Annotated in this window: 30 protein-coding genes and 1 tRNA gene; 29 read left to right on the top strand and 2 right to left on the bottom strand. The window is 53.6% G+C overall.

Annotated features, from left to right (window positions below; all coding sequences use genetic code 11):
* Positions 1-128: 128 nt before the first annotated feature.
* The 22 genes from EQG79_RS30880 (at position 129) to EQG79_RS00985 (ending at position 14,455) form a co-directional block, all read left to right on the top strand.
* Positions 129-1,058 carry a hypothetical protein gene (locus EQG79_RS30880; RefSeq protein ID WP_165358812.1) on the top strand — a complete coding sequence of 310 codons (930 nt, stop codon included), beginning with the start codon at positions 129-131 and terminating at the stop codon, positions 1,056-1,058.
* A complete protein-coding gene (locus EQG79_RS00890) occupies positions 1,045-1,377 on the top strand; it encodes a hypothetical protein (protein WP_129599070.1) in 333 nt (110 codons plus the stop codon). The genes EQG79_RS30880 and EQG79_RS00890 overlap by 14 nt, the downstream gene beginning before the upstream one ends.
* The gene (locus EQG79_RS00895) at positions 1,370-2,830 is read left to right on the top strand and encodes a replicative DNA helicase (protein WP_129599075.1); all 1,461 of its coding nucleotides are present in this window, start codon (positions 1,370-1,372) and stop codon (positions 2,828-2,830) included. Before EQG79_RS00890 ends, EQG79_RS00895 begins: the two co-directional genes overlap by 8 nt.
* 18 nt (positions 2,831-2,848) lie before the next feature.
* A complete protein-coding gene (locus tag EQG79_RS00900) occupies positions 2,849-3,121 on the top strand; it encodes a hypothetical protein (protein WP_129599080.1) in 273 nt (90 codons plus the stop codon).
* Positions 3,122-3,130: 9 nt separating this feature from the next.
* Positions 3,131-4,015 carry a phosphoadenosine phosphosulfate reductase family protein gene (locus EQG79_RS00905; RefSeq protein ID WP_129599083.1) on the top strand — a complete coding sequence of 295 codons (885 nt, stop codon included), beginning with the start codon at positions 3,131-3,133 and terminating at the stop codon, positions 4,013-4,015.
* A 76-nt stretch (positions 4,016-4,091) separates the two neighbouring features.
* On the top strand, positions 4,092-5,048 hold the full coding sequence (locus tag EQG79_RS00910) for a DNA polymerase III subunit beta (protein WP_129599086.1): 957 nt from the start codon (positions 4,092-4,094) through the stop codon (positions 5,046-5,048).
* Positions 5,042-5,302 (top strand): hypothetical protein, encoded by a 261-nt coding sequence (locus tag EQG79_RS00915; RefSeq protein WP_129599089.1) that lies wholly within the window; start codon positions 5,042-5,044, stop codon positions 5,300-5,302. The genes EQG79_RS00910 and EQG79_RS00915 overlap by 7 nt, the downstream gene beginning before the upstream one ends.
* 27 nt (positions 5,303-5,329) lie before the next feature.
* Positions 5,330-6,676: a DNA cytosine methyltransferase gene (locus tag EQG79_RS00920; protein ID WP_206445570.1), complete on the top strand. Its 1,347-nt coding sequence runs from the start codon at positions 5,330-5,332 to the stop codon at positions 6,674-6,676.
* Positions 6,654-7,130, top strand: coding sequence for a RusA family crossover junction endodeoxyribonuclease (locus EQG79_RS00925; RefSeq protein ID WP_129599092.1), 477 nt, complete (start codon positions 6,654-6,656; stop codon positions 7,128-7,130). Before EQG79_RS00920 ends, EQG79_RS00925 begins: the two co-directional genes overlap by 23 nt.
* Entirely contained in the window at positions 7,127-7,675 is a 549-nt protein-coding gene (locus tag EQG79_RS00930) for a hypothetical protein (RefSeq protein ID WP_129599095.1), read from the top strand. Before EQG79_RS00925 ends, EQG79_RS00930 begins: the two co-directional genes overlap by 4 nt.
* Positions 7,662-8,345 (top strand): RNA polymerase sigma factor, encoded by a 684-nt coding sequence (locus EQG79_RS00935; protein WP_129599099.1) that lies wholly within the window; start codon positions 7,662-7,664, stop codon positions 8,343-8,345. The genes EQG79_RS00930 and EQG79_RS00935 overlap by 14 nt, the downstream gene beginning before the upstream one ends.
* A 108-nt stretch (positions 8,346-8,453) precedes the next feature.
* Complete coding sequence (locus EQG79_RS00940) at positions 8,454-9,080, top strand: HNH endonuclease (protein WP_165358813.1); 627 nt, start codon at positions 8,454-8,456, stop codon at positions 9,078-9,080.
* Position 9,081: 1 nt separating this feature from the next.
* Positions 9,082-9,549, top strand: coding sequence for a hypothetical protein (locus EQG79_RS00945; RefSeq protein WP_129599105.1), 468 nt, complete (start codon positions 9,082-9,084; stop codon positions 9,547-9,549).
* Complete coding sequence (locus tag EQG79_RS30885; protein ID WP_165358814.1) at positions 9,509-9,694, top strand: hypothetical protein; 186 nt, start codon at positions 9,509-9,511, stop codon at positions 9,692-9,694. Before EQG79_RS00945 ends, EQG79_RS30885 begins: the two co-directional genes overlap by 41 nt.
* A complete protein-coding gene (locus EQG79_RS00950; protein ID WP_165358815.1) occupies positions 9,691-10,011 on the top strand; it encodes a LytTR family DNA-binding domain-containing protein in 321 nt (106 codons plus the stop codon). Before EQG79_RS30885 ends, EQG79_RS00950 begins: the two co-directional genes overlap by 4 nt.
* Positions 10,008-10,418: a hypothetical protein gene (locus EQG79_RS00955; RefSeq protein ID WP_129599111.1), complete on the top strand. Its 411-nt coding sequence runs from the start codon at positions 10,008-10,010 to the stop codon at positions 10,416-10,418. The genes EQG79_RS00950 and EQG79_RS00955 overlap by 4 nt, the downstream gene beginning before the upstream one ends.
* A complete protein-coding gene (locus EQG79_RS00960; RefSeq protein WP_129599113.1) occupies positions 10,405-11,580 on the top strand; it encodes a DNA-methyltransferase in 1,176 nt (391 codons plus the stop codon). The genes EQG79_RS00955 and EQG79_RS00960 overlap by 14 nt, the downstream gene beginning before the upstream one ends.
* Entirely contained in the window at positions 11,561-11,986 is a 426-nt protein-coding gene (locus tag EQG79_RS00965; protein WP_129599116.1) for a hypothetical protein, read from the top strand. The genes EQG79_RS00960 and EQG79_RS00965 overlap by 20 nt, the downstream gene beginning before the upstream one ends.
* 2 nt (positions 11,987-11,988) lie before the next feature.
* Entirely contained in the window at positions 11,989-12,621 is a 633-nt protein-coding gene (locus tag EQG79_RS00970) for a hypothetical protein (protein ID WP_129599119.1), read from the top strand.
* The gene (locus tag EQG79_RS00975) at positions 12,618-12,842 is read left to right on the top strand and encodes a hypothetical protein (RefSeq protein WP_129599123.1); all 225 of its coding nucleotides are present in this window, start codon (positions 12,618-12,620) and stop codon (positions 12,840-12,842) included. Before EQG79_RS00970 ends, EQG79_RS00975 begins: the two co-directional genes overlap by 4 nt.
* 8 nt (positions 12,843-12,850) lie before the next feature.
* Complete coding sequence (locus EQG79_RS00980; protein WP_129599126.1) at positions 12,851-13,600, top strand: hypothetical protein; 750 nt, start codon at positions 12,851-12,853, stop codon at positions 13,598-13,600.
* A gap of 30 nt (positions 13,601-13,630) precedes the next feature.
* Complete coding sequence (locus EQG79_RS00985; RefSeq protein WP_129599129.1) at positions 13,631-14,455, top strand: hypothetical protein; 825 nt, start codon at positions 13,631-13,633, stop codon at positions 14,453-14,455.
* Here EQG79_RS00985 and EQG79_RS00990 read toward each other — a convergent pair.
* Complete coding sequence (locus EQG79_RS00990; protein ID WP_129599132.1) at positions 14,439-15,665, bottom strand: tyrosine-type recombinase/integrase; 1,227 nt, start codon at positions 15,663-15,665, stop codon at positions 14,439-14,441. The two genes, EQG79_RS00985 and EQG79_RS00990, sit on opposite strands and share 17 nt — an antisense overlap.
* Positions 15,666-15,798: 133 nt before the next feature.
* Positions 15,799-15,885 (bottom strand) — tRNA-Ser (locus EQG79_RS00995).
* Positions 15,886-16,053: 168 nt separating this feature from the next.
* Here EQG79_RS00995 and EQG79_RS01000 point away from each other — a divergent pair.
* The 7 genes from EQG79_RS01000 to cdaA all read left to right on the top strand — a co-directional run bounded on the left by EQG79_RS01000 (position 16,054) and on the right by cdaA (position 22,194).
* On the top strand, positions 16,054-17,016 hold the full coding sequence (locus tag EQG79_RS01000) for a vWA domain-containing protein (protein ID WP_077919944.1): 963 nt from the start codon (positions 16,054-16,056) through the stop codon (positions 17,014-17,016).
* 51 nt (positions 17,017-17,067) lie between these two features.
* Positions 17,068-17,757, top strand: coding sequence for a tetratricopeptide repeat protein (locus EQG79_RS01005; protein WP_077919945.1), 690 nt, complete (start codon positions 17,068-17,070; stop codon positions 17,755-17,757).
* A gap of 16 nt (positions 17,758-17,773) precedes the next feature.
* A complete protein-coding gene (locus EQG79_RS01010) occupies positions 17,774-18,949 on the top strand; it encodes an acetyl-CoA C-acyltransferase (RefSeq protein WP_129599135.1) in 1,176 nt (391 codons plus the stop codon).
* A 73-nt stretch (positions 18,950-19,022) separates the two neighbouring features.
* Positions 19,023-19,967, top strand: a complete 945-nt coding sequence (locus tag EQG79_RS01015) for a phosphoribosylaminoimidazolesuccinocarboxamide synthase (protein ID WP_129599138.1) — start codon at positions 19,023-19,025, stop codon at positions 19,965-19,967.
* Entirely contained in the window at positions 19,964-20,380 is a 417-nt protein-coding gene (locus EQG79_RS01020; RefSeq protein ID WP_077919948.1) for an STAS domain-containing protein, read from the top strand. The genes EQG79_RS01015 and EQG79_RS01020 overlap by 4 nt, the downstream gene beginning before the upstream one ends.
* 9 nt (positions 20,381-20,389) lie before the next feature.
* Positions 20,390-21,340, top strand: coding sequence for a ribonuclease Z (locus EQG79_RS01025; RefSeq protein ID WP_129599141.1), 951 nt, complete (start codon positions 20,390-20,392; stop codon positions 21,338-21,340).
* A gap of 44 nt (positions 21,341-21,384) precedes the next feature.
* Positions 21,385-22,194, top strand: a complete 810-nt coding sequence (gene cdaA / locus EQG79_RS01030; RefSeq protein WP_129601103.1) for a diadenylate cyclase CdaA — start codon at positions 21,385-21,387, stop codon at positions 22,192-22,194.
* Positions 22,195-22,235 lie beyond the last annotated feature (41 nt).

Consider the following 22,235-nt stretch of genomic DNA (forward strand, 5'->3'; position numbering starts at 1 on the left):
AGCAACTGTAAGGACTTGGTTGTCTGACAACCCGCCCGCCGTTTGCGCTACCACCGCAACGGCGGGTTTTTTATTTCCCCTTCTTTCCTGCAACCGCCAATCAACGCATTGGCATAATCAACTCCGCAATGGAAAAGACATCTTATTTTGACAATTTTATGGACACCGCCCCAGCATTGAGCGGGTATAAGTTTGGGTACTGTGCGGTATACATGGCCATCCTGCGGCTAACCAGGAAGCAGAAAACCAATGTACTGTCCGACGAAATGGACAGCATAAAAAACGTTGCTGCCGTGGGAAAAACCTTCGCCCACGAAGCCGTGATCTGGCTGGACGCGAACGAATTTATCCGCTACACCCCTACAGCCAATGGCAAAATACCAGCCACCATTCATCTAATCTTGGATTCTGCCACGCGGTCTACTAGCGGTCTAGTAGCGGTCCAGCAGCGGTCTAGTAGCGGTCTAGTAGCAGAATCCAGATTTCCTCACGTACACGCCCGCGAAGGGATAGGAACGCACGGCCACGCGGAGAAGGATGTTACTAATTATTTAGATACTTTTAGAGTAGGATATGGAGTAATAGAACCTACGGACTATCTACCGGTAAAGGATGCCCTACCGAGCCGACCGGCCGCAGCCGTTGATTTTTCCGGAGGTCGTCAATTCACACCCGGCCATCCACCCTCCGATCAGGAACGAGCCGATCTGCTCGCGATCCAGCAGTCCGGCCGTAAGTTCTCGTTGCAAAGTTTGCTTGATGACTACGAGAACGCTCACCCCCTCGACTACCCCCCTTCCATGCTGGTTGAGTTTGCCGAGTTCTACGAAAAGGCCGACGACAAGCAACCCTCGATCCAAATTTGGGAATCACTCAGCAACGGCCAGCCCGATAAAGCCCTTTGGCTCCGGCGACGGCTAAAGTCCTGGTGGGAGAAAAAGCAGCTATCCCACTACCCCACCTGGAAAAAAGGCGTTGGCTACCCGGCGACCCCTGACGACGACTACCAGGAAACCCCATTGACCTTTTCGACCAATAACCCGTATGAGTTCATTTAGCCGGGATCAGTCGGAACGTCACCACCAGTTACTCGTCCAGCGAGACGTACCCGAAGAAGCGGTAACGCGCTGGGAAACGATGATTGACGCGATCGAGTGCTCGCCTACCACCAGCCATTTACCCCCCTGGGCCTTTGTCTGGTTTTTCGCTGGTCGAAGTGATGCGTATAGCCGAATCCTGCCCCCGCCCCCCTGGGCGTATGCGCCTTACGGATCGCTGGAATCAACCCCACTCCTGCCCGGCCAGCCGGGTTACGTGCCCCAGCCGGTAACGGCCGACGACCTTCTTGAACTGAAATTAATACTGGGTTATGTTTGACACACTGAAATTACCCCCCTCCGACATACCCTCCGAACGGGCCCTGCTAGGGGCTATTTTCAACGAGCCGCGCCGGTTATTCGATGTCAGGGCCTATCTGGATGAGGGCAACGTGTTTTACGACCTGGAGCTGGCCGACATTTACAAAACGATGCTCTGGGTAGTGGATGCGGGCCAGACCCTACGGCCATTGACCGTGATCCAGCGGCTGAACATGCAGAAGAAGGAAGGTATCTTTGCCAAGCATAACCTACTGGATCTGAGCAACGAGGGTACGGGCTGTGATGTTGACTATACCGCGATTCACCTGCGTGAGCTGTTCATCAAGCGACTGGCGATCAGCGAAGCCAGCCAGCTGATCAGGATTTCGTTCGAGAACCAGCCGCTGGACCATGTTGTCGCGCAGTCGCAGCAACTAACCGAACTGGTGACAGGTCAGGTCAATGTCGGTCGCGACCGGTCCCTGGACAGCATTACCAGCGGGGCCTTCGCCCATATCGTGGACGCGAGTAACGCGCCGACCGGGTTGGTGGGGGTAACCACGGGGTCGGGCCGCATCAACAGGCTCACCGGGGGCTGGCAGAAATCAGACCTGGTGTACATGGCCGGCCGGCCGGGATCGGGTAAAAGTGCGGTGGCACTCTGCCACGCCGATGCCGCAGCGTCGGACAAAACCGGGGTCGGTATCATTTCGCTGGAAATGAGCGCGGAGGATAACGTGATGCGGCTGATCAGCGGACGCTGTAGGGTTCCGTACAGTGAGCTCAGGCGGGGCAAACACGCGGATGGAACGCCGTTCACGCCGGAGGAGTGGCGGGCGATTGAAAAGGCCAGGGACGAGATCAACAGCTTACCGCTCCATTTCTACACCAAACACAGCTACGACATCGCGGACCTGACGTATACCGCACTGGACTGGCAACAACGGTACGGCATTGGTTTGCTGATCGTGGATTACGTTCAGCTCTTAGAGGACCGAACGGTGAAGGGCAACGACCAGCAGCGGGTGAGCGCGGTGAGCCGCAAGCTGAAGCAGCTCAACTTTAGGACCGAAATGCCGATTCTGGCCCTGGCACAGCTGTCCCGTGCGGTAGAAACCAGGAAGAACAAGCGGCCGATCATGACCGATCTGCGGGAAACGGGTCAGCTGGAACAGGACGGCGGTATCATTATCGGACTGTACCGCGACGACTACTACAAGTTGCAGCGGGCCAAGAACCAGCGGGCCGACGCTACACTGGTTATGCCTGACTTTGATAACACGATCGAGTACGATTTATTGAAGAACCGAAACGGGGAGGTGCGTATGGCCAAGCTCTGGTGCGATATAGCGACCAACCGCATAGCCGACGACGCCCCCGGTCTGCTGCCTTACAATGGCATCAGTGCTCCCACGCCCAGCCGGGCTCTGGCACCGGTCCAGGCAGAGGATGAAAGCGACGTTCCGTTCTAAGCTAAAAACCATATTAATATGCTGAAACGAACCTTAGCCTATGAAGTGGATAACGGCGACATCTGGGTGATCGTGGGCCTGATCTACCCCAGCCCATCGGGGATCAGGCCCGTGGCCACCGATGTGATCATGGAGCGGACCCGCGACGGCAAACGAATCGAACGAGCCGTGGATGTGGTCGAGGAGCAGATCAGGCTGAAAAAGCTCGTACCCCGGCCCGTGTTCAACGACAAGCGCGATACAGTGCGCATCGACATCTGTAATAACCAGCTCATTTTAGAAACCATTTAAAAGGAAATAATGAAAGCATTCGTGAGTTTTAGTGGAGGTAAAGATTCTCAGGCATGTTTGATCTGGGCGGTAAAGACATGGGGGCAAAAGGTGGAGGCCGTATTCTGCGATACAGGTCACGAACACCCCTTAACATACATTCATGTGCAAGAGGTTTGTGATCAGTTGGGGGTGGCCCTGCACACCTTGAAATCAAAAAAATATGCTGGCTTTGGTGATATGTCGATACAGAAAGGTCGCTTCCCGTCAACAAAGGCCAGGTTTTGCACCGAGGAGCTGAAAATAAAGCCGATGGTTGATTTTGTGCTCAGTCAAGAAACTGACCTATTGGTAATACAGGGTATACGGAAGGACGAAAGCAACAGCCGATCAAAAATGGAGGAGCAGTGCCACTACTTCAAAGGATGGATTGAGCCGTATGGAAAAGACAAAAAGGGCCGTCCAAGATTCAACACGTATCGAAAAAAGGATGTGCTCATCCATATGGAGCGGTATAGTTCAACGATCATGCGTCCGATTTTCGACTGGACATCCCAAGACGTGATTAACTATATTCTTGAAAATAACCAGAAACCCAACCCATTATACTATAAGGGCTTCTCACGAGTGGGCTGCTTTCCCTGTATTATGTGCCGGCAAAGTGAGCTGAAATTAATCATTGAAAAATATCCGGAGCATATTGACAAAATAAAAGAATGGGAGTCGGGAATGGAGAAAAAAGATAGACACTTTTTCCCGCCTAATTATATTCCTAAACGAGCCATGACCAATCGAATTTGGCCAACTACGGATGATGTTGTTAAATACATTAAAGGGAAAAACGAAACGATCGAAGTTTTTGAAGAACCTGAGGGTGATGGGCGGTGTATGAGCTATTATCATCTTTGTGAATAGCCAAAAATTTAATCCCTTTTGGTTAGCATTTAATGTTTTTTACCATATTTTTGCCATTAAATAAACCTTATTTACCATGACAACAGAAACCGTAGTGTCTACCTCTGCGATCGTCGCCAGTTCCGTGATGCGTCACGCCATGTCCCGGCTGCTCCCGGTCGTATCCATCAACCCGATCATCCCGATTGTAGAGAACATGTTAGTGACGGTACGCGAAGATTTGCTCACCCTGCACGTCTCCGACCTCCATCGCGAAGCCCGCGCTATTATCCCGGCTGAAACCGATGTTTTTGGCACCGACACGACTCAGTTCTGCGTTCCGTTCCGTGAGCTCTACAGATTGCTCGTCACGCTGCCCGAACAGCCCATCACGATTCGCTACGAAGCCGGTGAGTCGCGGAAACTGAGTATCCTCGCGGTGAATGGGGAATACGAGTTTTTGTCGCTGGAGGACCCGCTTGACTTCCCCAAGCCACTAGACTTCAAGCCAACGACCAGCTTCACGGCTCCGCTATCCGAGTTCAAAGCGTTGATGCGACTCATGAAGCCGTTTATCAGCACGGACGATCTGCGCCCGGCAATGACCGGTATCCACTGGCAGTGTGGCGGTGCGCTATCGGGCGGACCGGAGCCCAGCCACAAGGGGCATGAACTGGTCGCGACAGACGGACACTCGATTGTACGCGTTCGGCCCACCTTCCCAACCTGCGACCCATTCGCGGTTATTGTCCCCCTCCAACTCGTATCCACGCTGGCCCAGCTGCCGGACAAAGGCGATAATCCGACCATCGCCATCAACAAAAGCAAAGATAGGCCGATGATAAACGTTAGTTTCGGCATGTTTAGCTACACCGCCCGGTGTATTGACGAGCGGTTTCCGGACTACCCCAATGTGTTGACCGATATTAAACCCACCGCCACGTTCCAGCTGGGGCGGGTCGATTTTATCAGCAGTTTAAAGCGGGCTCTGATCTTTTCTAACCGCATCACTCACCAGTTCAAATTGTCGGTAGCCAGTGTAAACTGGTGCTGAGTGCTCACAACCTGGACTATGCGAACGCGTTTACCGAGCGCATCCCGCTGCACGACAATAAAAAGCACACCCCTGCCGATATCGGGTTCAACGCGAAACTGATGCTGGGTATCATCGCGGTGGTGCCAACCATGATCTTTGAGTTTACTATCACGAAAGCCAGTAGCATTGCGCTACTGCATCCGGTCGGCCCTAACGGACCTGACAAAACGGTGCTGATCGGCATCATGCCGGTTATGCTGGATCGCTATTAAGGTATTTACCATATTAAATACATATTCGTGATTGATCTTGACAACGACCTGCCTGCTCTTTCGTACGCTACGGTGTGCAGCGGGATAGAAGCCCCCAGCGTAGCCTGGCATCCACTAGGCTGGCGACCGGTCTGGTTCTCTGAAATAGACCGGTTTGCCAGCCAGGTTCTTTCCCATCATTACCCCGACATACCTAATCTGGGGGATATGACCCTGATCCATGAAAAAGAAGCCTTCATCCAATCAGATATTGATCTTCTCTTCGGAGGAACCCCTTGTCAAAGCTTCTCCATCGCCGGACTCCGAAAGGGCCTTTCTGATCCGCGTGGCAACCTCGCCCTCACCTTTCTCGCACATCTTGAAAGAAAGCATCCCTGGTGGTTTGTTTGGGAAAATGTCCCCGGCGTCTTATCAAGCTGGTCAGATGAGACGGCTGGTCCGGAGGACGGAACCTACTGGCAAACAAACGATTTTGACACCTTCCTCTGTGGACTTCGGGAAATCGGGTACGGTGTCGCGTGGCGAATCTTTGACGCTCAGTATTTCGGCCTGGCCCAGCGACGCGAGCGTGTGTTCGTTGTCGGATGTCTTGGTGACGAGCGAAGTGCCCAGGCGGTTCTTTTTGAGTCCGGTTGCCTGCAAGGGTATCCTGCGCCGAGCCGAAAAAAGGGGCAAAGCATTACCTACGACCTTGCTCCAAGCCTTAAAGCAAGTGGCCCAGGCACATCAAGAGTCGGTGATAAAAGAGGTCAGGACCCGGTAGTAGCTGTTTGTATGGCTAAAGGACAGGCTAATGCAGAGATTACAAGTGAGCACAGCCCTGCCCTCACTTGTAATCACGAAGCTCCAATTGTTGTGTACGGAATTGACGAGGAATGCAACGTTAGCGAGAATCATTTTGGTTCGCTGTTGCGTGGTGGTCAAGAGGGCACCAGACAGGCTGTTGCGTACCGTACGGCGGGTGATGGTGGTATCTACGAATCAGGTGATCATACTGCGGCTCTGACAACCAATACCGACCGTTCGGCCAATATAATTCTTGGTTTCAGGTATGGGGCGTCACAGCAGGACACGCTGCATCATGAAAACGGAATTATGTCTACCCTGCCATCGGGCTCAAATAACAAAGCGGGCCATTATACCAAAACCGTTCAGGGCCTTTCCGTGCGCCGGTTAATGCCTGTAGAGGCCGAGCGGTTGCAGGGTTTTCCGGATGGATATACGGATATAAAGCCAAAAGGAAAGCCGACGCCTGATGGCCCCAGATACAAAGTTCTGGGCAACTCCATTGCTGTTCCGGTTCTACGTTGGATTGGTCGCCGGATTCAACTCGTACACAAACTAAAAGGCTATGAGCGAAGAACTGAGCATTGAGCAGTACCGCGCCGAGTTGCAGCGCGGGGCCGTATCCCGCCCCAAACTGCCCAGCCGCAAGAAGCAGGTATCGCAGCCCGACCAGCCCGGTACCGAGACACCGCCCGGCGTTCAGGTGATTTTGGGTTCCCCGCCGTCCAAGTCCAATTCGTACCGAATCGTGAATGACACGCTGGTGAAATCAACCGCGATGAAGCTGTGGGAGGAGTCGTTTTACATGCAGTGCAATCTGTACCGGGGCGTTCGGATCAACGGTTTCTTTGAGCTGACGCTAACCGCGTTTTTCCCCTCGATCAGGCACGATCTGGACGGCGTGTTGAAGGGATTGCTGGATTGCTTACAGACCATGCAGGTGATCAAAAACGACAAATATAACACGGCGATCAACGCCCGAAAGTTTGTGGACAAACAGAACCCTCGTATCGAATTTACCCTGACCCCGATCAATTTATGACCCAGCAAGACGATCAAGTGTACGGCCGGTTCGTGCATAACGGCACGTCGTACCGGCTCAACCCGGACGCCGGTGCTGCTGGCCCCAGTGGTCCAATCCTACGCTCACTCCATATCAATGATAAACCGGTCTGGCTCATTGACGACGCGTACTGGATTAAGGAGCCGTGGTCGGAGAACGAGTTGCCCTTCGACGTGGACGTCGCGTTCTACGCGTTCCGGTACTGTCTGGGCCGCATGACGTACGTAGTCTATGACATGGCCGAGTACCTGATCAATCACGCCGACGCGATCGATGATAAACACCGGGCTCTGATCATATCGGAGATTGATGCCGCGATCGAGAAGAAACAGGCCGGTTGGGATATGGACGTTAAACAGTGGCAACGGGTCAAAGCCCGGCTGTCCCCGGCCTACCGGGTACGTGTGTTTGATGGTTGGTACACGATGTATGTATGGGACGGAAAGTATTATTTACCCAACATGCAGCAGTACATGGAACCCTCGGCTATTATAGAAATCACACCACTCAATGGGACGACGTAGGAAAGAGCCCGACATCGACCCGGCTTCCGACTGGCCGCAGCTGATCGCGGCCCACGCCCCGTTCATTCGTCACGCAGCCCGCAGGTTTCTGACCAACAGCGACGACGCGCAGGATCTGGCCCAGGACGTGATGGTCCGGGTCCTGCTCAACGAGAAAAACTTCGACCGGGGCACTGACCTGAAAGCCTGGCTGTACTGCATCGTTCGGAACATGTTCATCACCGCTTACCAGCGCAAAAAACGGGTGAGTCGGGTTGATCTCTCCGACGAGCTCTACAGCGGTATGGATGTGCTGGGGAGCGTGGAGAGCGGGGCCGACGAGCTCATGCACATGCAGTCGGTGCTGGTCGCGGTCAACGGGCTGGTGCCGCGCTACCGGGAGCCCCTATTGCTGTTCATTCAGGGCTGGATGTATGAAGAAATCGCGGCCCACATCGGCCTGCCGGTGGGTACGGTCAAGAACCGGATACACGTCGCCCGGAAGTATTTGCACGACAACAGGGAGCAGATCGCGACCACAACCACCCTGGTTCTGGACGAAACGCCGGAATCATTGCTCAATACCCTATGTACCTCCGCCAGCAACACTTCGTCTTTTTCAACCGGGCCACGGGCCAAATCTGGCAGGACCGGCTCTTTGCGACGCGGCAGGAAGCCAAAAACGCCCTAGATGAGTTCTTCGGCTTCCCGGTTGATCTCAGAGCGATTCGACACGACTGGGAGCTGCAAAAAGTGGGCGTTACGTTCAGTATCAAAACCAAAAAACCTTATTAAACCAATGAAAGCTATCACACTCCAGGACAACGCATCTAAAAACCCCGTGCCCTGGCTATTGACGGGTTATTTTGAGGGAGAACAAAGGAGGCTTTGCCCAAGCTTCCCTGGATACTCTGTGACAGAATCGGGTAGGCTTTTTACCCACAGACGAAAAACGGGGGGTGCTGCAAAGAAGCTGGGTGTTCCCACAGTAGTTGTTGATTTTTCTTATGAAAAGGAGTTGAAAAGGCCATATGTTGACCCAAAGCATCCGTACGTAAATTATCCTATTTGCGTAAACGGAAAGCAAAGAGCCATCGGCATACATCGATTGTTAGCCGACGCCTTTTTTGGTCCTCGACAAAACGGACAGGTTGTTCGACATTTAGATGACAACCCACAAAACAACCATCTGAGCAATTTAAAATATGGAACAAATAAAGAAAACGCCCAAGACGCAATTCGTAACAACAAGAGAAAGTGTAACGAGGACCACCATATGTCTAAGTTATCTAATCAAGATGTAAGGGAAATAAGAAGGTTGCGACATCAAAAGGTCACTGTGCCAGAATTAAAAAAAATGTTTGGGGTGTGTACCGCTACAATTGAAGGGGTCATTTATAATAGGTATTACAAAGACGTAATTTGAAATGAAAGCTATCACACTTCAGGATGATGCGCCTAGCAATCCTGTCTGCTGGCTCAGTCTGGTCGAATGGGGTATCAAAACGATCGAAACCCGCAGCAACTGGATGAACCGGTCCCATTGGGGTGACACGATCCTGACCGGTAGTGCCACGAGCCGGACGCCTAACGCCGGCCTGGCGGTCTGCGTGGTCAATATCATCGACATCGTACCCATGACCCGTGAGCACGAAGAAAAAGCGTGTATCGAGGTGTACGAAAACGCCCGGGCCCTGATCACCACCGATCTGCGCTGGCTCAGCCGGAAGTTCCCGGTCAAAGGCTCGTTGGGCGTGTTCAACCTGGATATGCCGGCCGACGTACAGATTATCACGCCGACGCCGGAGGACCTGAATCCGGCCAACTACCCCGACTACCTCAAGCAGTATCTTTATGCAAACCGACCTAACGCTTTGTCTCGCCAACAACGATAAATGTCCCTTGCGCCGGTCGTGCCGTCGCTACACGGAGCTGGTCAAGCTGGACCCGGCCGAGTGCCATATCTTTTCCAAGATAGATGGGCAGACCTGCGCCGAGGCCGATTACCCCAACGACTACCCGGAGTACCTACCCCTATGAGAGAGATACAAATCAACCCTGACGAGGTGATGTACGCGGTGGGTGACGCGAACTACGCGCATATCCACTTTGCCAACGCGAAGCCGATTGTGTACGCCCGAACCCTGAAACTACTACACGAGCGGTGGCCGGTTATGCTACGGCTGCACAAGCATGTGCTGATCAACCCCAACTTCATCCGGTCGGTTCATGTACCAAAACGAAATGGCGGGGTGCTATCGGTCACGATGCGCGACGGATCAAGTCATGACGCGGGTAGGCGACGGAAAGCGGGCATACTTAAATTTCTCAATCAAAATAACGTATTAAAACCATGAACACCTGTCTCCATTGCAACGCTCCGGTAGAGCCCCAAGAGATCATTCACGGCTACGATGGCTATAAGTCGTATTACGAATGTAAGTCGTGCGAGTGGTGGTCGATGCTCGAAACCGGCAATTCTCAGGTTGGCCACTTCCTGTCACCCGTTGTCAAGCTATTCCCCCACACCCCGCACGATTTGTGTGTGCATGACCTGGTTTCGGCTATCAACAAAATGCCCCGCAACACGACGCCTGCCGAGCTGGCCAACTTCGTGCAAGGCTCGGTGTGCCAGTACCTGGAAGCCTTCTGCGTCGCGGCCAATATCCCGGACGAAAAACGGAAGCTCTACGAGATCAACACCGGTCTGGTCCCCACCCTACCCCGCAAAGAATTTACCCTGCCCGCCAATGAAACGAATTGATCTGTATTTCGGGGACAACCGCATTATACTGCCTAAACTGGCCGAGAACTCGGTGGATTCCATCGTTACCGACCCGCCATACGAGATCAATATGATGGGTAAGTCCTGGGACCGGAGTGGTATTGCCTACGACGTGTATATGTGGCAGTGCGCATACCGGGTACTGAAGCCGGGGGGCTATCTGCTCGCGTTCGGCGCAACCCGGACCTACCACCGCATGGCCTGTGCGGTGGAGGATGCCGGATTCCGGGTTATAGACCAGATGATATGGCTATATTCTGAGGGCTTCCCCAAGTCGCATAACCTGAAAGGTGAGCACGAGGGTAAGGGTAGCGCGTTAAAGCCAGCGCATGAGCCCATTGTTATTGCGCAAAAACCGTTCAGGGGCACCATCCTTGACAATGTACAGAAGTGGGGCGTCGGCGTTTTTAACATTGACCAAAGCCGCATCCCGTTTAGTACTGAACAGGACCTGAAATCGGCTACCTGGGGTCGCGGCACAGACATCACGGGGGGGCAATTTGTGGGCAGTACGCAGCCGTCAGGCAAGACCAATGTAGAGGCCAACCCGAAAGGTCGCTGGCCCGCCAACGTGCTGCACGACGGTAGTGAGCCTATTATGGACGCGTTTGCTCAGTATGGCGAACGGACCAGCGGCAAACCGAGCGGAATTAAAAAGGCTGCTAACAATATATTCGGTCAGTTTGGCGAACAGCCCTTAACCGGCTATGGCGATACGGGTAGTTTGGCCCGCTTTTTCTACTGCCCCAAAGCAACCAAAGCCGATAGGGAGGAAGGACTACGGCGATTCTCCTTACAGCAGGGCGGTATAAAGAACGCGAGCGGTCGGGGGTTTTCGGCCTCTGACCCCAACCGGCCCATTCTTAGACGCAACACATGCCCAACCGTCAAACCGGTTGAATTGATGCGGTATCTGTGTAAGCTGGTTACACCCACAGACGGAACCGTACTGGACCCATTTATGGGCAGTGGCTCAACCGGCAAAGCAGCCGCTATCGAAAGTTTTGGGTTCGTCGGTATTGATAAAGACCCAGAACATTTCCCGATCGCGAAGGCGCGTATTCATCACGCTGCCGGCAAGTATAAGCCGCAATCCACCATTTTCAACCACGGATCTATCCATGAACGCAGCGAAATTTGAAGCCAAGCTCCGGCTGGCTACCGGCAATGTGGTGGGCATATCCCGACCCGAACAAGCCTTGCTTTGGATGAGTGAGGGGGAATACCCGGTTGAAGTCGTTACCCTGCCCGCCTGGGTGCCGATTTTCTGGCAACCCGAACGCAGCTTTTTTGACGAGGACGGCGAGTGGGACGACTCGCTGATCCAGATCAACCAGGAAGTAATGGTGCAGATGGTCTACGGAGCTAATAAGTGGTCGGCCCGCCACCTTCAGCTCAGCTCGTTGAAGCACTTGTTTCGCGAAGTGGGACGGGTGCAGCGGGTGTACAAACGCCCCCGGCCGGAGCCTGGCGAGTTCGATCTGTATTTGCTCGTGTGGTTTGGGTTCAGGTGGATCGGGCTCCGAACCCGTATTGTTGAAACGTAGCGATGAAAGAGACAGAAATCGGTAAGGAGATCGTGTCGTTTTTTGAAGGGCCGTCTCACGAAGTCTTTTGCGAGGTTCCCTGCGCGGGTATTATTGATGTCGTGGTGCAGTGCGGTCCCATTATCACCGCTGTTGAGTGCAAGGTATCGTTCGGGTTGGCGGTGATCGAACAAGCCGTCAAGAACAAAACGTACGCGCATTATAGCTATGTCGCTGTTCCCAAGCGGCCCAGTTCTATGGGTCAGCGGATATGCAAAGACTACGGCATCGGCGTATTGGTCGCGTCGGTTGGCGGATCGTACCTAAACGTGTATGAACAGGTCAAGCCACGCCTGAATCGACGCATCGTTCGGCCCCACCTGCCGGAGTTTTGTAAACACAACGAAGCGGGGGTGCAGAACGATAGGTGGACCGCGTTTAGCTGGTTCGTGGAGGATGTGCGCCGGTTCCTACGGCGAGAACCGATGGGTGCCACGTACAGGCAGATTTTTGACAACTGTATCCGGCATTATGGCAAACCGAGTGTGCTGAACAGTTGCCTTCAGACCTATATCCGACGCAACATACTCAAAGATATAGAGTACCGGGACGGCCGGTTTTTCCTCAGCCTTGCGTCAAATAGCCAAGCCACATGAAAGAGCCGCTATACGTACCCCTCAACTGCCACCAGGATTACATCGGCAACCGGGACCTCGACCCTATAATACACAAAGGGTTTACGGTCGGTAAAAACGGACGCACGATGTACTGGTACATTATCTGGAACAGCTGGGGAAACGCGACCATATACCGGAAGGATGTGGGTGGCATACGATGGGTGCCAAATGATACCATGATCACTATTCATTTTAAATAATCAAAGCCATGCCAAAAGTTTCAACCGAACGAATCGTTCGCGACAAAGGACAAGACACTGAGTTTATCTTTCAGTATGATGTAAATGTGACGAAAGATGGTGTTTTCTCAACAACATTACCCAGCGACGTAGCTAGTAGATTGGAACTGGCTGGTATATCTCTGGCTCAGAATCGACTTGGCAACAAAGGATATATAGAGAGTAAAACCTTTGATGAGTTAATTAAACGCGTCAGAGACATTGTTGATCTCTATTTCAGCAAAGAGCTGATTAGCGAAAAAATTATCATTCGCTATGCTATCCGGACAACATGCGCGTACGTCCTGGACAAGGATGGTAATATCGCGCCTAATGGCACCTACTCTCCCCTTGGCGGAGCGGGCTGGATAAATGGCACCGTCCCTCAACACGCTAGTTCTCCTATGCCTTACGGCATTCTGGCGTATTGCAAACCGTTCGTTCGGCGGGATTATCTCTACAAAAATGGAAAAATAAAGACGGAGTTCGTATCTAATATAGACTGGCGCACCGATGATTTATTAGAGTCTGGTGTCGCCCTAAAATGGCTCAATGATTTGTGTAGCATCTGTCCGCCAGACAACGCCCCCGTTCAAGAGATAGACTATACAGAACCTGTCGCTGCCTTCTTCGTGCAGCTTATCAAGTCGCTGTGTGCGATCAATGAAAAGATTAAAGATTTTCTTGATCCTGTATCTATAAAAACGATAGCCGAATCCAATGGTAGACTTTTAGACTAAGCCAAACCACATAAACCACAACTCTTTACCATGATTTTCACAACACTAGCCTGGTTCTTTTTCAGAATAGCCGCTGTTCTGGCAATCGTCGCGGCTTACTTTGTCCTCTTTGACAATGCTGTCCATGAACAAGCCGACGCCATACTTATAGCAGGCTCCTTTTGTTTGGTAACATCGCAAGTCTTACTGTTGATCAATTCTTGGCAGGAACGGCGACAGAAAGGGTTGAAAACGATTAACCCAAACGTGATGTCGGAACCCGCTGGCTGGCAGAACAGGTGGGTGTCCTACCCCAAACCACCACCGCTACATAGTGAACAAATTTCATCAAAGTCGCGGCTGACCCCAGAGCTCCGTTTCTTTATAGCGATCACCGGTATTGTGGCCAGCTTTGTCGCGCTCAAAACGGGGTTTATTAGCGACCTGACTTTTTACATAGTCTGCTTTCTGGCCCTGCTGCTACAGCAATTATTGAAGCCGAAGTACGTAGCCAATTTGTACAGCAAGGGTGGCGTCGTACCCAGCGTGTCCGACGAACTCGCTGCTGAAAATCAGAAATTGACCGAACGCATATCCGTGCTCGAATCAACGATCGAGTCACGAAACAGCACGATCCAGACGCAGCGGGACTCTATTGACACGTTACATCAGCTACAGTCCGCCCATAACGAACAACTTAACAGAAAAGACGAACTGTTCAATCAAGCGATGGCGATTGATAAAACCAATCGGCAAACGATTGATAAGTATCGCGAACTCACGGACGAATCGCTACGTCATATCCAAACCCAGTCCGCTATGATCGTTGACCTCAGAGCGCAGCTGGAGCAGTATCAGGCTAGATCCGGTTCATGATTCCTTTGCTGTTTTTGAGCAAATCGGTTATCGTCATGTCGATATAATCGGCCGTGGTCTTTATGCTATCGTGCTGGTATATGATTTGTAGATCGAACAGGCTACCGCCCTCCTCGATAAACCGTTTGCCAAACGTTCTTCGGGCGGTATGGGACGACACGACTTTCCACTTCTCGATCGTTTCCTCGACCCGGTTGATTCCGGAATGCCTTACCTTCACAATGGGCGTGTTGATACCGGCCTGTCGGCAAAGTTCTTTCATATAGTCCGATTCGCCCTGCCGCGACATGGCCGGTATCCGCCAACCACACGACTCCAGTATGTCAACGCAGGGCGTACTGATCGGCAATATGTTTTCTTTCCCGGTTTTGGCACTGGTATACCGCACGACCCACTCACCCCCTTCTTTGTGAAAGTTCTTGGCCGAGAGCCCATCGCACTCCGATATCCGTAGACTCGTGTAGCAGCGAAACAGCCACCGGACATAAGCTTTCCACATGCCTGATCCGATTGCGGGTTTCGTCTGGATCAGCGCGTCGAGCTCGGCTTTGGTCAAGCTGATTGGCCGGGTGCGCTCGCCCTTATAGGTATAGTTATCGATCGCGTCGGGTACCACGAACCCCTGTTTCCTGGCTTCGCCCGCGACCACTTTCAAATTTTTGATATGGTTATGGATCGTCGCGTTGCTGAGCTCGTTGTCCACCAGAAAGTCGGTGTATTCGTCCAGCTTTTTCTCCGTCAGCATCGCCCAGGTCAGCGAGGTACTAAAGTTCTTTAAATGTCCCTCGACCTGATTGAAGGTCCGCAGGTACGACGGCTTGCGCCGTTTCGCGCTGATCCGCTTGAACTCGGCAAAGAACGGCACGATTCGTTCGTCGCGTTTGGTCTTGACCGCTGCCTGCTCTGGCTCTACCTGCTGCTGGATGCGATTGGTAATCTCGGTATTGGTCGGCACCATACCCAGCTTGTCGAAGTAGGCCAGGGCTGACGTGAACTGCTTCGTTAGTTCCTGGATGCGGTCGCGCATCAATACGACGTTCGGGGTCTTGGGATGCAGGCTCTGGTGGTCAACGTTGAAATGGGCCGGGGCAATACTGATACCGGCCGATATCTTGACCGTGCGCCCTTTGAACTGGGACGTGAGCGATAGCGGGGCCAGCCCCTTTTTATTGATTTTGCTCTGGTCCAGGAACAGTTTGATCTCGTACATATCGGGGAGGAACCGGGGAATGGGTTCGGGAGCAAAAGTAGGACAGTTACAGACCGCTGCAAAAAGTAAAAGACCGCCACAATGCTTTGTAGCGGTCTTTAAATGTCCTTGCCCTGCTCAGGGTCGCGTTTTGCGGAGAGAGAGGGATTCGAACCCTCGGTACCGTTACCAGTACGACAGTTTAGCAAACTGTTCCTTTCGGCCTCTCAGGCATCTCTCCGGATTTTTTACAACTGCTTCCGGCTTGTTGGAGTGCAAAGATAGAGCCATTCTCCGTTTATGCCAATAGGTAGCTCAGAAAAATCTTTGCAGAATCGCTAATTTTGCTCCTCTTTGCTCCTATTGGCCCTGATTACCAGTTCCGGCAGCATCGAAAAAAAATTTTTAAATGAACTGGTTATATTCATTCTCAACGACCGAATACCTCTTTATAGGGCTATTTATGTGCCTGTACGCTTTCTACATCTGGCGTACATTTCGACTCGCCCGTCAGCTGGGAACAACGGCCTGGGGAGTAGTGCCCAAATTTTTCTTACGCAGCAGCTACCTGATTCTGCTACTGATTGCCCTGCTTGGCCCGTCTTTCGGCGAGGCCAGTGCCGATCTGATGACTACCGGACGCGACGTGTTCCTGATTGTCGATGTTTCGCGGTCCATGGATGCCGACGATGTAGTACCCACCCGGCTCGAGCGGGTCAAGTACGATGTACAGCAGCTGTGCGATACGCTGGCGGCCGACCGGTTTGGCCTGATCCTGTCATCTACCGAGTCGTTTGTGTTGTCGCCACTCACCGCCGATCATGATGCCATCAGGCAGTCGGTTCGCGATGTTCGGACTACTGTTTCGCCAACGGGGGGCACCAATCTGTGCGAGGCTATCGAGCTGGCCCGGCAAAAACTGCTGACCGACCCCTCGACCCGCCAGAACGCCAAGGCTATTGTTATTTTCAGCGACGGCGAAAACTTCAACACCTGCGACCGTACGGCCATGGCCCGGCTTCGTACGTTCCGGATTCCGCTGGTGACGATGGGCGTGGGTACGGAGGGGGGCGCATCGATCCGACAGGGCCGGGATTTTATACGTGACGCCGATAAGCAGATTGTACGTAGTCGGCTGAACCGAAGCTTTTTACAACGACTGGCGCTCGAGACGCAGGGACGTTACATAGAAGTAGAAAGCCAGGATCAGCATATTGATGAGCTGGCCAGCTACATGCGGTCGTTACAGGGGCGGGTCGTTGACCAGCAGCAAGTGGCCGTATCGACCAACAAATATTACTACTTCGTGCTGGCAGCGCTGGTCCTGATTCTGTTTGATCTGATCATAACCGTACGGACGTTTCGGCTATAGGGTGGTCTCAATCTTTCGTCTTATTTTTGGACTCCTGTTTGTTCGTAGCTTATGATCTATGTGTTGATGATTGCCTGGCTCTGGTGGAGCGAGACCGTGCCGGTCAACCAGATTTCGTTAAATAATCAGGCCCGGCAGGAAGCGGAATCAGCTTATCGGGCAGGCCACTACCAACAGGCCCTTAGATTATATGTCTTTCTTAGTCAGGCCACTTCAACTGCCGACCCTGCCGTTCGGCTTAACCTGGGCCACACGTACTTTCAACTGAGACAATACAAAAAAGCAGGTCAGCAGTATCAGACGTTACTCGACTCAGACCGGTCTGCTCTGCGTACGGTAGCGGCTACCCAGCTGGGCATCATTGCCTGTCTCGACCACGACAGTACGGCGGCTCTGACCCTGTTCCGCCAGGCGTTGCTGGAAGATTTCACGAATGAACCGGCGCGGTATAACTTTGAGTTGATAAGTAAGCGGTATACTCCGCGTCCACCTTCCCGACAGGCGCCGGCCAAATCGACTGCCGAAATCCAGCAGCAGGCAGATCAACCGTCTATGGGCAATGGGCAGGTAGAACGGTCATCACGCCAGGATGATCTGCTCCGACGCTTCAGGCAGCTGAATCTGACGCAGGATCAGGCGCTTCAGCTGCTCGATGCTATGCAGACCGATGACTTACCGTATGCGCTGACGCGCTCAGCCCGACGCGTCACAAGCCCGACAGCGGGGGAAAACCGCTGGTAGTAATCACAAACTAACCATGAACGAAGTCGTAATTATTTCCGCTGTCCGAACCCCGATTGGGGGCTTTGGTGGCGTCTTGTCTTCCCTGTCGGCGACCGACCTTGGTGCAGCCGCCATCCGGGGAGCACTCAGCCGGGCCGGTGTGCAGCCCGGCCAGGTACAGGAGGTTATTATGGGTAACGTTGTCTCGGCCAATGTGGGTCAGGCACCGGCCAAACAGGCAGCCCTGAAAGCGGGCCTCCCGGCCATCATCCCCTGCACCACGATCAACAAAGTATGCGCATCCGGCACGAAAGCCGTTATGCTGGCGGCACAGGCAATCCAGCTTGGCCAGGCCGACATAGTGGTGGCGGGCGGCATGGAAAGCATGTCGAACACTCCCTACTACGTACCCAAAGCCCGCTTCGGCTATAAATACGGCAATGCCGAACTCGTTGACGGGCTGGCCCGGGATGGGCTGGTCGACGTCTACGATCAGTGTGCGATGGGCGTGTTTGCCGACCGCACGGCCCAAACCTACAGCATCAGCCGTGAAGCGCAGGATGCCTATACGGTGCAGTCATACCGGCGGGCCGAAGACAGTACCCAAACCGGGCGGTTCGCAGCAGAGATCGTTGCCGTTGAGGTGGCTGGTCGTAAAGGCACCGTAACCGTCAGTGAAGACGAAGAGTACAAGAATGTCATTTACGATAAAGTACCAACGCTGAAGGCCGCCTTCACCCCCGACGGTACCGTAACGCCAGCCAGCTCATCGCCAATCAGCGACGGAGCCGCTGCGCTCGTTATCATGAGCCAACGCAAAGCCGATGAGCTCGGACTAAAGCCACTGGCGCGTATTTTGGCCTATGCCGACGCCGAACAGGAACCCGAGTGGTTTACGACCGCTCCCACCAAAGCCGTACCACTGGCGCTGGAGCGGGCAGGCCTGACCACGGCCGACGTTGATTATTTTGAGATCAACGAAGCGTTCGCCGTAGTACCCCTGGCGTTCAGTCAGCTGCTGGAGGTGCCTCAAGAGAAGCTGAACGTGTTTGGTGGTGCTGTATCGATTGGCCATCCGCTGGGTGCGTCGGGGGCCCGAATTATAACGACGCTCACGAACGTGCTGCAGCAGACTGAGGGCCGCATCGGCGCGGTCGGTATCTGCAACGGCGGAGGAGGAGCGTCAGCGCTTGTCATCGAAAAAGTATAAACGGGTTTTGGGTCCGGTGTTCGCGGAAGCGAGTCATTCCATTCCGCCGGACCCAAAACCGAATATGTAGCCAATGCCCATTCAGGAAACCAACTTCCATTTTCCCGGCCAAACGGGATTTTACCGCGGCAAAGTCCGTGATGTGTATTCGTTCCCGGACCGTTTGATCATGATTGCGTCCGATCGGATTTCGGCCTTTGATGTCGTTCTGCCCCGCCCTATTCCCTACAAAGGACAGGTGCTGAACCAGACAGCCGAGTATTTTCTGCGGGCCACCGCCGATCTGGTTCCCAACTGGTTACTGACGGTTCCCGATCCCAACGTCAGTGTGGGGCTTCGGTGCGAACCCTATGCAGTCGAAATGGTAGTACGGGGGTATCTGGCCGGACACGCCTGGCGGCAGTACCGCGATGGCCACCGAATGCTGTGTGGCGTTGCCCTGCCCGACGGATTACGCGAGAACGACCGGCTCCCCACGCCCATCATAACCCCATCAACCAAAGCCCACGAAGGCCATGATGAGGACATTAGCCGCGAAGAGATCCTGAGTCGGGGCATTGTTTCGGAAAGCGAGTATGTGCAGCTGGAGCGGTACGCCCTGGCGCTCTTTGAGCGGGGTACACAGATGGCTGCCGAGCGCGGACTTATCCTGGTCGATACGAAATACGAGTTCGGTAATCTGAACGGAACCGTGATCCTGATCGACGAAGTCCATACCCCCGACTCATCACGTTATTTTTACGCCGATACCTACGAAGAGCAGCTCCGGGCGAACCAGCCTCAAAAACAATTGTCGAAAGAGTTCGTTAGAGAATGGCTTATCGCGAACGGTTTTCAGGGTAAAACCGGCCAGACCGTTCCGACCATGTCCGATGAGTGGGTAGACCAGATTTCGGGTCGGTACATTGAGTTGTTTGAAACCGTAACGGGCCAGGCCTTTCTGCGCGCCGACGAAACCAACCCACTTAACCGGATTGAAACCAATATTCTGAAGACCCTTACTGATACAACCATATGAATTATACCATTGAAAAAAACGAGCAGTATGCCCTGATTCGCCTGAACGAAACAGCCCTGGAGGGCGAGCTGCCAACGACCTTCGAGACCCTCAGCCGCAGCCTGTTCCGCGAAGGGTACAGCAATATTATTCTGGACATGGCTTCGCTGAAGTCCATCGACATGGCAGGCATCACGGCGATACGAAAAATAAACCGTCAGTGCACGAATGAAGTTGGGTTATTGGTACTCGTTACGAAAGATGACGACCTGATCGAACTCCTCGACTCAGCCGGCGGTAGTGACCTGACCATTCTGCCCACGGTAGAGGAAGCCATCGATGCCGTATTTATGAACGAATTGGAAAACGATTTCCGCAGCGAAGACGACGATGAGTACGACGCCGGGGGCAGCGTCGGTCGCGAGGAAGCCTAGCCTAACCCTATGCCCAACCAAGTTTCAGATCATTCCAGACCCGCTCATTTGCCGTTTACGCTCACCGTGCTGGGCGCCGGTTCGGCCACGCCCAGCCTGCGGTTTCATCCAACAGCCCAGCTGCTAACGGTTGGCAATGATCACATACTTATCGACTGTGGCGAAGGAACGCAGCTTCGATTACTCGAACACCGGATACGGCCGGGCCGACTGCGGTACATCTTTATCAGCCACCTTCACGGCGATCACTACTTCGGGCTGGCCCCGCTCCTCTCGACGCTCAATCTGAGTGGTCGAACGGAAGATCTGTATCTGTTCGGACCCCGTGGACTTGACGATGTACTGACGACCATTTTTCGGGTGTCTGATTCCCGGTTGGGCTACAAACTTCACTTCCAGGCGGTTGAGCCTGACCAGCCGGCATTGCTGCTCGATCATCCGCTGGTAACGGTAGAATCGATACCGCTGCAGCACCGGATCAGCTGTACGGGCTACATCTTTCGGGAAAAGCCCCACAAGCCTCACCTGCTCCGTGAAAAACTGCCGGCCGATGTCTCGATTGAGGTGTTGAAGCGACTGAAAGAGGGACAGGACGTACTGGACGAAAGCGGCCAGCTACGCTACGCTGCGGCCGAGTATACAGCGCCGGGACCGGAGCCGCGTTCCTACGCTTTCTGCTCGGATACCCGCTACGTTGAGGAGCTGGTGCCGCAGTTGCAGGGGGTCAGCCTGCTTTATCACGAAGCCACGTTCCTGGAAGATAACGCCCTGCGCGCGGCCGAAGTGTATCACTCAACGGCCCGCCAGGCCGCTACCATTGCCGCAAAAGCCGACGTAGGCCGGTTACTTATCGGTCATTTTTCGTCTCGCTATAAGCAGTACGAGCCGTTTCTGGACGAAGCCCGTACCGTCTTTCCCGAAACCTACCTGGCTATAGAAGGCGAGACACTGGCCGTTTAAGCCTCCGCCGGCCTACCTTTACAGTTGCTATGTACTTATCCTTTATGCTGGGGTTCAGACTGGGGTTTCTTGAAATTGGCTGGCTAGACCTGCTCGACATGGGCCTGGTAGCGTTGTTGATCTACCAGATTTATAACCTTGTTCGGGGCAGTGTGGCCAGCCGGGTGTTTATCGGCTACCTGCTGGTTTACCTGGCCTACCTGCTGGTAAAGGCACTCGGCCTGAACCTGATGACTACCATACTGGAGTATTTTATCAGTGTGGGTGCCCTGGCGCTTATCATCATTTTTCAGCAGGAGATTCGGCGGTTTCTGCTTTATATTGGTAAATCGACCAACCTCACTAACAGCCGCTGGATTCGCCGGTGGCTCCTGCGCCAGCCGCTGCAGGCCGATCATCAAACAACGCTGAAGCCTATTCTCGATACCTGCAAGGCGCTGAGCACCGAGTTTTCGGGGGGCTTGCTGGTTCTGCAGAAGAATGACGACCTGGAAAAGTTTATCCAGTCGGGCGAAATCATCAACGCCGATCTGTCCAAGTCGCTGCTGCTGGCTATCTTCAGCCAGTACAGCCCCTTACATGATGGCGCCGTGGTAATCAGCGACGGACGAATCCGGTCAGCGCGCTGTATTTTACCCGTCTCCAACGATGACGAACTACCGCCGGCGCTGGGGTTCCGGCACCGGGCCGCTCTTGGTATGAGTGAAGCCACCGATGCCGCCGTTATCGCTATTTCGGAAGAAAGCGGCCGGCTCGCCCTGGCCATAAACGGCGAACTGTCTACGAGCCTGAGCCTGTCTGAGCTGGAAAACCGGCTGGACCAATATCTACGCGAACCCCGAATCGGGCACTAAACCATTATCGACCATAGCCGGTTGAGTGAATTACCATCAGT

This window comes from Spirosoma sordidisoli, assembly GCF_004138325.1.
In the GTDB taxonomy this organism is placed as follows: domain Bacteria; phylum Bacteroidota; class Bacteroidia; order Cytophagales; family Spirosomataceae; genus Spirosoma; species Spirosoma sordidisoli.

Excerpts from the sequence above, each read along its gene's own strand:
- EQG79_RS30880 (WP_165358812.1), top strand. The coding sequence starts at position 129 with ATGGAAAAGACATCTTATTTTGACAATTTTATGGACACCGCCCCAGCA.
- EQG79_RS00890 (WP_129599070.1), top strand. The coding sequence starts at position 1,045 with ATGAGTTCATTTAGCCGGGATCAGTCGGAACGTCACCACCAGTTACTC.
- EQG79_RS00895 (WP_129599075.1), top strand. The coding sequence starts at position 1,370 with ATGTTTGACACACTGAAATTACCCCCCTCCGACATACCCTCCGAACGG.
- EQG79_RS00900 (WP_129599080.1), top strand. The coding sequence starts at position 2,849 with ATGCTGAAACGAACCTTAGCCTATGAAGTGGATAACGGCGACATCTGG.
- EQG79_RS00905 (WP_129599083.1), top strand. The coding sequence starts at position 3,131 with ATGAAAGCATTCGTGAGTTTTAGTGGAGGTAAAGATTCTCAGGCATGT.
- EQG79_RS00910 (WP_129599086.1), top strand. The coding sequence starts at position 4,092 with ATGACAACAGAAACCGTAGTGTCTACCTCTGCGATCGTCGCCAGTTCC.
- EQG79_RS00925 (WP_129599092.1), top strand. The coding sequence starts at position 6,654 with ATGAGCGAAGAACTGAGCATTGAGCAGTACCGCGCCGAGTTGCAGCGC.
- EQG79_RS00930 (WP_129599095.1), top strand. The coding sequence starts at position 7,127 with ATGACCCAGCAAGACGATCAAGTGTACGGCCGGTTCGTGCATAACGGC.
- EQG79_RS00935 (WP_129599099.1), top strand. The coding sequence starts at position 7,662 with ATGGGACGACGTAGGAAAGAGCCCGACATCGACCCGGCTTCCGACTGG.
- EQG79_RS00940 (WP_165358813.1), top strand. The coding sequence starts at position 8,454 with ATGAAAGCTATCACACTCCAGGACAACGCATCTAAAAACCCCGTGCCC.
- EQG79_RS00945 (WP_129599105.1), top strand. The coding sequence starts at position 9,082 with ATGAAAGCTATCACACTTCAGGATGATGCGCCTAGCAATCCTGTCTGC.
- EQG79_RS30885 (WP_165358814.1), top strand. The coding sequence starts at position 9,509 with ATGCAAACCGACCTAACGCTTTGTCTCGCCAACAACGATAAATGTCCC.
- EQG79_RS00950 (WP_165358815.1), top strand. The coding sequence starts at position 9,691 with ATGAGAGAGATACAAATCAACCCTGACGAGGTGATGTACGCGGTGGGT.
- EQG79_RS00955 (WP_129599111.1), top strand. The coding sequence starts at position 10,008 with ATGAACACCTGTCTCCATTGCAACGCTCCGGTAGAGCCCCAAGAGATC.
- EQG79_RS00960 (WP_129599113.1), top strand. The coding sequence starts at position 10,405 with ATGAAACGAATTGATCTGTATTTCGGGGACAACCGCATTATACTGCCT.
- EQG79_RS00965 (WP_129599116.1), top strand. The coding sequence starts at position 11,561 with ATGAACGCAGCGAAATTTGAAGCCAAGCTCCGGCTGGCTACCGGCAAT.
- EQG79_RS00970 (WP_129599119.1), top strand. The coding sequence starts at position 11,989 with ATGAAAGAGACAGAAATCGGTAAGGAGATCGTGTCGTTTTTTGAAGGG.
- EQG79_RS00975 (WP_129599123.1), top strand. The coding sequence starts at position 12,618 with ATGAAAGAGCCGCTATACGTACCCCTCAACTGCCACCAGGATTACATC.
- EQG79_RS00980 (WP_129599126.1), top strand. The coding sequence starts at position 12,851 with ATGCCAAAAGTTTCAACCGAACGAATCGTTCGCGACAAAGGACAAGAC.
- EQG79_RS00985 (WP_129599129.1), top strand. The coding sequence starts at position 13,631 with ATGATTTTCACAACACTAGCCTGGTTCTTTTTCAGAATAGCCGCTGTT.
- EQG79_RS00990 (WP_129599132.1), bottom strand. The coding sequence starts at position 15,665 with ATGTACGAGATCAAACTGTTCCTGGACCAGAGCAAAATCAATAAAAAG.
- EQG79_RS01000 (WP_077919944.1), top strand. The coding sequence starts at position 16,054 with ATGAACTGGTTATATTCATTCTCAACGACCGAATACCTCTTTATAGGG.
- EQG79_RS01005 (WP_077919945.1), top strand. The coding sequence starts at position 17,068 with ATGATCTATGTGTTGATGATTGCCTGGCTCTGGTGGAGCGAGACCGTG.
- EQG79_RS01010 (WP_129599135.1), top strand. The coding sequence starts at position 17,774 with ATGAACGAAGTCGTAATTATTTCCGCTGTCCGAACCCCGATTGGGGGC.
- EQG79_RS01015 (WP_129599138.1), top strand. The coding sequence starts at position 19,023 with ATGCCCATTCAGGAAACCAACTTCCATTTTCCCGGCCAAACGGGATTT.
- EQG79_RS01020 (WP_077919948.1), top strand. The coding sequence starts at position 19,964 with ATGAATTATACCATTGAAAAAAACGAGCAGTATGCCCTGATTCGCCTG.
- EQG79_RS01025 (WP_129599141.1), top strand. The coding sequence starts at position 20,390 with ATGCCCAACCAAGTTTCAGATCATTCCAGACCCGCTCATTTGCCGTTT.
- cdaA (WP_129601103.1), top strand. The coding sequence starts at position 21,385 with ATGCTGGGGTTCAGACTGGGGTTTCTTGAAATTGGCTGGCTAGACCTG.